We start from the raw sequence: 11924 nt of genomic DNA, 5'->3' as shown, positions 1-11924 counted from the left end.
AGCATTTAACTGACAGGTTCTATTTTTGGAAGAAAAAAAGCCAAAAACCTAAAAATCCTTGTATATTTATTTTACGAATATTTTGTTCAAAAAAACAAGAATAGTTCCTTTTAGGTATCAAAGTTATCTGCTTTTCAAAATAAAAAGAATTTATTCAAATTCATTTCCGAATTTTAGTTTTCAAGGAAATATAACAATATATAGAAAATTAAAGCATTTTCCTGATTTTAAAGTTAAAAAATTCATAATTTTGGTTATAAAAACGAACGAATTGTAAAAATTGTCTGAAAATGTTTTTTTTTAAGTAAATTTGATGAGCATTTAGTTTGCATATATATCACTTATCATGTACAATGAAGAAGTAAAGTATCACATGCAAAACCTCGTCCATGGCGAGGAATCTTTGCATGTAGATATGGACATAAAAAATATTTTTAAGGAGAACACAATAAGTGGAGAAGAAATCGCCTATGAGTCGTGTTGAACGCTCGCACCGTGAAAAAGTCACACGTTACTCAATCCGTAAATATAGTTTTGGAGCAGCCAGTGTAGCAGTTGCTGCCCTGTTCATGTTCTTGGGAAATGGAGCTGTATCAGCTAATGAGTTAAGCAAACAAGAGACATCTCTAGCAGCTCCAGGGCTAGCCTCTGAACATGAGGGACCACAAGAAGCAGAAAGTGCTTCGGTAGTAGCACCAGCTTCTGATGCCCAATCAACTCCAGCAGCACAACCAGTCGTAGAAGAACCAGCAAAACCAGCTGCACCAGAAGTAACAACTCCAGCTTTGGACAAAAAGCAACTTGAAAACTACATTTCAGAAGTTAAATCAAAACTTTCTGCAGGTACGTATGCTAATAAAACAGAGGAGAGCCTTGCTCTTTTGAATGGTGAATTGGCTTCTGCTGAGTCTGTACTCGCTTCTGCAACTAGTCAAGATGAATTGAACGTAGCTTACAGAAACCTTGTCACTACAGTAAGCTCAAAATTAAAAAACAAACCAAAAGATTCAAAAGACGCTCCGAAAGTAGATACTACTAACGGACAACCAACTGTAGGTAAAAAAGCAGAAAACACTGAGAAAAAATCAGAATCTAACGCAATCGAAAACACAGGTTTAAACGACCCACGTAACGATAAAGAGATTGATAAAGAGAATGCTTTCCGTACAGAAGCGACAGCTACAACTCATGCACCTACAACGGTAACTTCAGGGAATTTAAGTTATACTATAGAATTTTCTAATGATAAGACAAAAGAAGTCTATGCTTATAACGAAGAAGATACAGACATTGAGATTTCTGTAAATTCAACAACTGGTAAAAAACTAAAAGAAGTGACAGTTAAAAAAGGAAGTGGTCAGTATTTAGATGGAAGACCTATATCTTCGCCTATTAAACCAGTAGAAACAGATGGTTTCGGATGGTCGTACAGTTCAATTACAAGTCCAACAACAGGACCAGTAACAGTACGTGTAACAGGAAAACCAAATGAGACATTTAAAACAAATCCGAAAGTTGGATATACTAAACAAGAAAATCAAAATGCAGTATTAGGGGATAGATATTTACATATTGTTGATGAAGATGGAGACAAAATATCAGGTGGTACAAACTCATCTAATCCAGGTTACTTCAAAATGGTTGTTAAATCTCAAACATACAAATACAGCATCCAGCAACCAGAAAACAATGCGAATAAAATTGGTGTTTCAGATATTAACAACTTAACGGAAACTGATATTCAGAAAATTAAAGACCAAATCAAAATTGGATATTCTACAACTAGCCAAGATGCTAGACTAGAATCTAAAAAAGGTCAAGATTTAGATAATCAAGCTTCTGTAGTGAAAAGTATTGACGTAAATGGACAAACTATCACTGTAACCTATAACGATGATTCAACAGACACAGCTTCAATTTCTGATGTGGCACGTACCAATAACGCACCAACAGTCGAAATTCCATTCTCTGATGCTGCAACAAAGCAGGTTTATGTTTATGGAGGAGAAGAAAATTCATTTGATATTAAATTCAAAGATGACTCAGGTAAGATCAAGAGTGCTGCAGTAGTTCAAGGTGGGAATAATGCATTTAATAAAGTAGAAGGTGAAGAAAATAAAGTAGATGTTGAGTGGGGATACACTGCGAACTTTATTGATGCTGAAACAACAGCAACAGAAGATTCACCGGCAATTATTAGTTATTCAGGAATGCCTGGAGGTAAGCTAACAAATAAACAATTAGAAACAGCCAGAACTAAAGGTTTAGTGTTAGGTAAGCGATATGCAACAGCGGCTGACTTAGATAATGCAATAATTAAAAATACTGCTCGAGGTAATTCGTTCCAAACAGACCCAGGAGCATTTGAAGTTGTATTGAAACCACAAACTCAAAAGTATGACATCCAAACACCAGCAGAAGCTGATAAAGTAGCAGTGGATGACGCGTCAGATGTGAGTGAAGCAGAATTTAATAAAATCAAAGATAAGATTAAGATTGAATACTCTAAAAATAACATCGATGCTCGTCTAGCTGATAAAAAAGGTCAAGCTGTAGAAAATCAAGCAGACCGTATCACAAGCATTAAAAAAGTTGATAACAATGTAGTTGTAACCTATAAAGATGGTTCAACAGACACTAGACCATTGACTGATTTTGCACGTACGAACAATGCTCCAGAAGTAACAATCCCTTACTCTACAACTGCAAATGGTAAAAAAGATGTCTATATTTATGCTAATGAAGATATCAATATCGATATTAAATATACAGATGATTTAGGTAAGATTAAATCTGCAACAGTTAAAAAAGGTGGAAACAATGATTTAAGTGCAACTGCGAATCCTGCAGTTTTAGATAACGAATATGATATGACTTTAACGCCAATTACTGCAGAAACAGTAGCGACAGCTGAAAATCCTGCAATTGTGAAAATTGGTGGTAAGGTAACGAAAGAGACACCTAAACTTGACGCGGCTAAATTCCCTAAAGGTGATAATGATGAATATCGTCTAGTAACTCGTTATGCAACTGCAACTGACACAGATGGAAAAGAAATTCGTAATGTTGCTAAAGGTTCTTCATATGAAACTGACCCAGGTTCATTCAGTATTGTATTAAAATCTCAAACGAAAAAATATGACATTAGAGAGTTGGCTGATGCTGAGAAACCGGTGGTATCAAACATTGATAATATTCCAGCAGATGAGTTAGCTAATATTAAAGAAAATCTTCCATTAGAATACTCTAAGAAAAATGAAGATAAGAACTTAGAAGATAAAAAAGGAAAAGCAGTAGAAGCTGAAAATGCTAAGAAGGTTGTAAAAGATCTTGTTCAAGAGGGTACGAACTTAGTAGTAACTTATCAAGATGATTCTAAAGATACAATTCCTGTAGAGAAAGTTGTGAAATTAGATAAACAACCAGCTATTGATGCGGTTACTAACAAAGCGACAGAACAAATCGCAGCTATCAATGGTAACGATAAGTTAACACCAGCTGAAAAAGAAAAAGCTATTGCTGAAGTTAATAAAGATAAAGACGCAGCATTAGAAAAAATCGCTGATGCAACAAATGCAGCAGATATAACTGCAGGTAAAGATGAAGGTACTGGTGCTGTAGCGAAAGTAAATCCAATCGGTAAAGAAAAAGCTAAAGAAGAAATCGCTAAGACTTTGGAAGCTAAGAAGGATGCTATTGCGAACAATGATAGCTTAACACAAGCCGAGAAGGAAAAAGCTAAAAAAGATGCTGAAGACAAGGCAGCCGCCGCCCTTGCTGAAATCGAAAAACAACCAGCAACAGCAGAAACAGCAGCTGCGGCAACAGCAGCTCAAACTACTGTAAATGAAAAACAAGCTGAAGGAACCAAAGAAGTTGCTAAAATCAACCCAATCGGTAAACAAGCAGCATTAGACAAAATCGATGAAGCTTTAAAAGCTAAAGAAGCAGAAATGGATGCCCGCACTGACCTAACAGAGGAAGAAAAGGCAGAAGCGAAGGCAGAAGCTAAAAAACTTGCTGATGCTAAGAAAGCTGAAATTAAGGATAAAAATGATAATGCAGAAACGCCTGAAGCAGCTACACAAGAGCAAGGTAAAATCGATACAGCAGGCGATACTGGAAAAACACAGGTAGAGGGTGTTACTAAACCTGCTGCTAAAAAACCAGCAGCTAAAACAGCGGTAGAAACTACAGCCGCTGCTAAAAAGCAAGAAATTGCTCAAGACGCAGCCTTGACTGAAGAAGCTAGAGCAAAACTTCAAGCTGAGGTAGATGCTGTTAAGAAAGCTTCGGAAGAGGCAATCGATGGTGCTAAGAAAAATGCCGATGTTGATAACGCTAAGAAATCAGCAGAAGCAGCGATTAAAGCCATCAACTCTGCTCGTTTACCAGCGAACAAGGTAATTGCTGAAAATCCAACAGCCTTAAATGAGGATGAACGGAAAAAACTAGAAGATGCTATTAAAGCAGTAAACCCTCCTGGAACGACGGTAGTTGTTAAGGATGATGGAAGTGCTGAAGTAACCTTACCAGGGAAGCAAGCACCTGAAACATTAAAACAAACAGACCTAACAAAAGATGTAAATGCTTTAGATACTGCAGGTGGTGGCAACAACATCAACCGTCCAACGGATAAAGTGATTGTTGGAAATCCTGAAAGTTTGACAGATGCAGATAAAGAAAACATCAAAAAAGCTGTTCGTGAAGTAAATCCTAATGCTGTTGTGACAATTGATGACAATGGTACAGTAACGGTTTCAACACCAGAAGGAAATACAGCAGGATTTACAGCCAAAGAATTGGTGCGTACTTTAGCTGATGCAGCAAATCCTGATTCAGGTAATGCAGGTGTTCGTAAGCCAGCAGATAAAAAAGTTGGACTAGCGACAGACCCGGCAGCACAAGCTGAAGTAACTGAAAAACTGAAAAAATTAAATGGTGGCGACGAAAAAGTTAAAGCTGTTAAATATGACGATGAAGGAAATGCAACAGTAGTTCTTAAAGACGGAACAATTGCGACAATTCCAGCAGGTGACTTATTCAAGACAGAAGAAGATGCTAAGAAAGCAAACGGTGGCGATGACATCAATAAACCGAATGCTCAAACAGTTGTAGAAGATATTGCAGCATTACAAGGTGAAGCAAATAAAGAAAAACTTGATAAAGTAAAAGCTGAAATTAAAGCAAAAGTTGAAGCTGTAAATCCAGGTGCAGTTGTAGTAGTTGACGACCAAGGAAACGCAGTTGTAACAACACCAGAAGGTAAAACAGCAGTTATTGACGCAGATGATTTAATTAAAAAACCTAATGAAACATCAACTGCCAAAGCTGGTAACAACATCAACACCCCAGCTGACAGAGTACGTGTTGATAACAGTAAGCAATTAACAGACCCTGAACTTGCTAGAATTAAAGCAGCAGTTGAAGCAGTGAACCCAGATGCTACAGTAGTAGTCGATGACCAAGGAAATGCGACTGTAACAACTAAAGATGGTAAAACTGCAACAATTCCAGTGGCAGATTTAGTCAAATCAGATGCGGATAAAGAGAATGTTAACGGTGGAAACCAAGTAAACACTCCAGCTGATAGAGTAGTGGTGGACAGTACAGATGCACCATTACCACAAGAAGTTACAGACGCTATTAAAGCTAAAATTCAAGCAGTAAATCCAGATGCAACAGTTGTTGTAGATGAAAAAGGAAATGCAACAGTAACAACGAAAGACGGAGCTGTGGCAACAATCCCAGCGAGCGATTTAGTAAAAGCTAAAGCTGACTTAGCTGACCCAGCGAAACAAGATGCTGTCAACAAACCAGCAGACAAAGTAGTAGTGGATCCAGCTTTAGTAGATGATCCAAATGCAGATTTAAGTGCCGCTAAAGATGCTATTAAAGCAGCTGTAGAAGCAGTAAATCCAGATTCTACTGTAGTAGTTGATGACAAAGGAAACGCAACAGTAACAACACCAGAAGGTAAAACTGTAGTGATTCCAAAAGCTGACTTAGTGAAGAAAGAAGCTGACAAAGAAACTGCTAAAGCAGGAAATAACATCAACAAACCAGTAGACAAAGTAGTTGCTGCTAAAGATGCCTTAACTCCTGAAAATATCGCAGCAATCAAGGCTAAAGTTCAAGCAGTAAACCCAGATGCAACAGTAGTAGTTGATGCAAAAGGAAATGCAACAGTAGTTACACCAGACGGTCAAACAGCAACAATTCCAGTAACTGACTTAGTGAAATCTCCAGAAGAAGCTAAAGATGAAAAAGCAGGAAACAACGTCAACAAACCAGCAGATAAAGTAGCAGCAACAAAAGCTGATTTAGCTGATGATGCGAAGAAAGCAGACGTTAAAGCTAAAATCAAAGCGGCTGTAGAAGCAGTGAACCCAGAAGGTTCAAAAGTATTCGTAGACGACCAAGGAAATGTGACTGTAACAACTCCAGATGGTAAAACAGCGACAATCCCTGTTGAAGATCTTATCAAAGATACAACTCAACCAAATGCAGGAAACAAAGTAAACACTCCAGCAACGAAAGTGGTTGTAACAGATCCTGCTAATATCAAGGCTGATGAAGATAAGATTAGAGCAGAAATTCTTAAAGTTAACCCAGGTGCAACAGTTGCATTTGACGACAAAGGAAACGCAACAGTAACAACGAAAGATGGAGCTGTAGCAACAATTCCAGCATCTGATTTAGCAAAAGATGCAGCTGACTTAACTAAGCCAGACAAGCAAGATGAAGTTAAGAAACCAGCAGATAAAACACTTGTTAAGAAAGCAGGTAAATTAACTCAAGCTGAAAAAGATGCAATCAAAGCAGAAATCGCTAAGGTAAATAGAGATCCGAAGACAACTATCGTAGTTGATGACGAAGGAAATGCAACAGTTACAACTCCAGAAGGAAAAACTGTAGTAATCGCCAAAGAAGACTTAGTGAAATCTCCACAAGAAGTTGATGGTGCAAAAGCAGGAAATAACATCAACAAGCCAGCGGATAAAGTAGCGGCAGCGGCGGCAGATTTAGTTGGACCGAATAAAGATGAAGTTAAAGCTAAAATCCAAAAAGTGGTTGAAGCAGTAAACCCAGGTGCGACTGTCTTTGTTGATGACCAAGGAAACGCAACAGTAACAACACCAGACGGTAAGACAGCAACAATCCCAGTTGAAGACTTATTGAAAGATCCAGCAGCTAAAGAAACTCCATCAGCAGGAAACAAAGTAAATACTCCAGCTGAAAGAACAGTAGTAGCAAATCCAGCTGAATTAACTGATGCTGAAAAAGCTAAGATTACTGCAGCAATTCAGGCGGTAAACCCTGAAGGAACTAAAGTTGTATTTGACGAAGCAGGAAACGCAACAGTAACAGTACCAAATCAAGACGGAACTACAGCTATAGCGACAATCCCTGTAAGTGATTTAGTGAAATCAAATGCTAAAGAAGACTTGGAAAATGCAGCGAAACAAGATGCGGTTAAGAAACCTATCGATCAAACAGTAGTTGCTGATAAAGATGCATTAACTGATGAAGACCGTAAAGCTATTAAAGCTAAAGTTGCAGAAGTTAACCCAGGAGCAACTGTAGTAGTTGATGATAAAGGAAACGCAACAGTAACAACACCAGACGGAAAAACAGCAGTAATTCCAGCGGATGATTTAGTGAAAACTGATGATGAAGTATTAAGCGATCCAAAAGCAGGTAACGTTATTAACAAACCAGCAGATCGAGTGTTTGTTAAAGATGGACAAATCACGGATGATGTTAAAGCGAAAATCGCTGCTAAAGTTCAACGTATAAATCCAGGTTCAACAGTATTCGTAGATGAAAATGGAAATGCGACAGTAACAACACCAGAAGGTAAAACTGCAACAATTCCAGTAGCTGATTTAACGAAGACTGACGCTGATAAAGAGAAAGTGAATGCAGGAAATAAAATCAATTCACCAGCAGACAGAGTCTTAGTCAAAGACAGAGATAAATTGACAGCGGAAGATATTCAAGAAATTGAGAAAAACATCTTAGAAGTTAACCCAGGAGCAACAGTAGTATTTGATGCAAAAGGAAATGCGACTGTTAAGAATGCAAATGGAGACATCGCAACAATCCCTGTAGAAGCCTTAGCGAAACCAAAAGCAGATCTATTAAAACCTGAGAAACAAGATTTAATTAAGAAACCTGTTGATAAGGTATTAGTAACAGATCCAGCTAACGTGGATAAAGAGGCTATTAAGAAAGCTGTTGAGGAAGTGAACCCAGGTTCAACGGTTGTTGTTGATGACAATGGAAATGCAACGATAACTACAGAAGATGGTAGAAGCTTTGTAATTCCAGCAAAAGATTTAGTGAAAACTGCAGAAGAAGCTAAAAATGCAAAAGCTGGAAATAACATTAACAAACCAGCTGATAAAGTAGTAGTAGCTGATCCAACTAAACCATTATCTCCAGAAGAGAAAAAAGCGATTGAAGCTAAGATTAAAGAAGTTAATCCAGATGCAAAAGCGATCTTCGTAGATGATAAAGGAAATGCAACGGTAACTATAGAAGATAAAGATGGTAATACGGAAACAGCAACAATTCCAGCGGCAGATTTAGTAACAAGTCAAGAAGAAGCTAAACAACCAAATGCAGGAAACAAAGTTAACACACCAGCTGACAAAGTAGTTGTAAGCGATCCAGATCATTTATCAGACCAAGATAAAGCTAAGATTACAGAAGCAATCAAAGCGGTAAATCCAGAAGCTAAGGTGGCGTTTGACGACAAAGGAAATGCAACGGTAACAACTAAAGATGGAGAAGTTGCAACAATTCCAGCGGCAGATTTAGTGAAAACTCCAGAAGAAGCAGCGAAACCAAATGCAGGAAACAATGTCAATACACCAGCAGATAAGACTGTAGTAGCAGATCCAAACTCATTAACTGATGATGAGAAAAAAGCAATCGCAGCTAAAGTAGCAGAAGTTAACCCTGGTGCAACTGTAGCAGTAGACGACAAAGGAAACGCAACAGTAACAGTGAATGGTAAGACAGCGGTCATTCCAGCGGCGGCATTAACTAAGACAGCAGATTCAGCTAAAGAACCAAACGCAGGTAACGACGTAGTTAAACCAGCTGACAAGACAGTTGTAGAAGATCCAGAATCATTAACAAAAGACGAGCAAGATGCAATCGCAGCTAAAGTTAAATCTGTGAATCCAGAAGCTAAAACTGTAGTTGTTGATGACCAAGGAAATGCAACAGTAACAACTAAAGATGGTAAGACCGTGGTTATCCCAGCGAAAGATTTAGTGAAAACAGCAGAAGAAGCCGCTAAGCCAAACGCAGGAAACGATGTCAACACACCAGCAGATAAGACAGTCTTGGATCCAAATGACTTAGAAGCATCTAAGAAAGCAATCGAAGACAAAGTTAAAGCTGTAAATCCAGGAGCAACTGTAGTAGTAGACGACCAAGGAAACGCAACAGTAACAACTAAAGATGGTAAAGTAGCAGTAATTCCAGCGAAAGATTTAACTAAGACAGCAGATTCAGCTAAAGAGCCAAACGCAGGAAACGACGTCGTTAAACCAGCCGATAAGACTGTAGTAGCAAATCCAGACTCATTAACACAAGATGAGAAAGATGCAATTGCAGCTAAAGTTAAAGCAGTAAATTCAGATGCGACTGTAGTAGTAGACGACCAAGGAAATGCAACAGTTACACCTAAAGATGGAAAACCAGTTGTCATTCCAGCATCAGACTTAACTAAGACAGCAGCAGACGCAGCTAAACCAAACGCAGGAAACGACATCGTTAAACCAGCAGATAAAACTGTAGTAGCAAATCCAGAATCGTTAACAAAAGATGAGAAAGATGCAATTGTTGCTAAAGTTAAAGCAGTAAATCCAGGTGCTGAAGTTGTAGTAGACGACCAAGGAAACGCAACAGTAACAGTAAATGGTAAGACAGCGGTCATTCCAGCGGCGGACTTAACTAAGTCGTCAGATGCAGAAAAAGCACCAAAAGCAGGAAATGACATTGTTAAACCAGCTTCTAAGACAAAAGTTGCAAATCCAGACTCATTAACAAAAGATGAGAAAGATGCAATTGCAGCTAAAGTAGCAGCCGTCAATCCAGGTTCAACTGTAGTCGTAGACGACCAAGGAAATGCGACAGTAACTCTTCCAAACGGTAAGACAGCAGTTATCCCAGCATCAGATTTAACAAAATCTGAAAAAGATGTGAACGATGGCAAAGCTAAAGACAATGCAGTTACACCAGCCTCTAAGACAAAAGTCGCGAACCCTGAGAAATTAACTGACGCTGAGAAGAAAGCAATCGAAGACAAAGTTAAAGCAGCAAATCCAGGCGCAACTGTAGTAGTTGACGATAAAGGAAATGCAACTGTAGTGAAAGATGGCAATGTTTCAGTTATCCCATCAACAGACTTAGTTAAAGTTGAAGATGATGCTACGAAACCAAATGGTGGTAACGATGCAAACACACCAGCAGCTAAGACTGTAGTAGCAGATCCAACTCAACTTACAGATGAAGAAAAAGCAGCTGTTAAGAAAGCTGTAGCAGCAGTAAACCCAGGATCAACTGTAGTAGTAGACGATAAAGGAAACGCAACAGTAACCAAAGGTGACGGAACAGTTCTTAACATCCCAGCTTCAGACTTAGTAATCCCAGCAGAAAAATTTGCTGACGAAGCTAAGACTGCTAAAGTGAAAACACCAGCTATCCGTACATTAGTTGGAGATAAAGAAAACTTAACAAAAGACGAAAAAGACGCTGTTAAGAAATCAATTGAAGCAGTCAACCCAGGCGCAACTGTAGTAGTAGACGATAAAGGAAACGCAACAGTAACAATGCCAGACGGTTCTACAGCAACAATTTCTAAAGAACAACTAGTGAAAGATAAAGAAGCTGTTTCTAAATCTAAACACGGTGGAGATAATCTTGATATCGACTTGAGTAAAGTAGAGGTAGCAGACCTTGCTAATATTACTCCAGAAGAAAAAGCGAAATTCCAATTCAAGGTTCTAGGTGCTATCACAAATGTAGAAGAATTCGATCTTGATGCTTACATTAAATCAACAGATAAAGATGGAAACACAGTTTACACATCTAAAGATTCTAAAGTGAAAATTACAATCGACAAAGATGGTAATGCAACAGTCGAAAAAGATGGTAAGAAAGAATTAGCTATTAACATTGATAAAGCTGGAAATGTAACAATCGTTACAAAAGAAGGCCAAGTATTAGCAATTCCAAGAGATGACGCATTCAAACAACGTCCATATGTACCATCAAATGGTGGAGGTAATAACGGAGCTGCTAACACTGACGCAAAAGTGGATAAAGCTAAGTTAGAAGGTGCTATCCATCAATTAGATGAATTGTTCATCCAAGAATCAGCTAAGCTTGATGCAGAAACTGCAAAAGAAGCGACTGACTTATTGGCAGACGCTAAGAAAGTATTTGCAGATCCGAAAGCAAGCCAAGATGAAGTGGATGCAATGGTGAAACGTATCGAAGACTTTATGGCGAAAGTTGCTCCAGCAACTGACCCTACAAGCCCAGCTAAGGATCAAGCTGCTCAAACACCAGCTGTAGCTCCAGCTACAACTCAAGCAGCAGCTAATGCTAGCCAAGAAGCAGCGGCAAATGCGCGTAAAGCAGCTAAAGAATTACCAAATACAGGTACAGCAGATTCTACTGTAGCTATGGTAGCAGCTGCCGCAAGTGCATTACTTGGTCTTGGTCTTGCAGGCCGTCGTCGTAAAGAAGACGAAGAAGCTTAATTGGTAGATTGTTTGATAATTATCAGATAATAAATCCGATTTTCAAAGCTTAAACTCTTCGAAAATCAAATTCAAACCGCGTTAGCTTCGCCTTGCCGTACTCAAGTACAGTCTACGGCTAGCTTCCTAGTTTGCTCT

The 11924-nt window shown here is 38.6% G+C and carries 1 protein-coding gene; it reads left to right on the top strand.

The genetic code is table 11. The features are described 5' to 3' along the window. The first annotated feature begins 452 nt into the window (after positions 1-452). Positions 453-11786 carry a DUF1542 domain-containing protein gene (locus tag HT730_RS00930; RefSeq protein ID WP_173306527.1) on the top strand — a complete coding sequence of 3778 codons (11334 nt, stop codon included), beginning with the start codon at positions 453-455 and terminating at the stop codon, positions 11784-11786. Positions 11787-11924 lie beyond the last annotated feature (138 nt).

The sequence above is a fragment of the Streptococcus sp. k-628 genome (assembly GCF_013277475.1).
GTDB lineage: Bacteria > Bacillota > Bacilli > Lactobacillales > Streptococcaceae > Streptococcus.
Note: the sequence above shows the minus strand (reverse complement) of the source record. Positions and strands in the feature narration are given on the sequence as shown.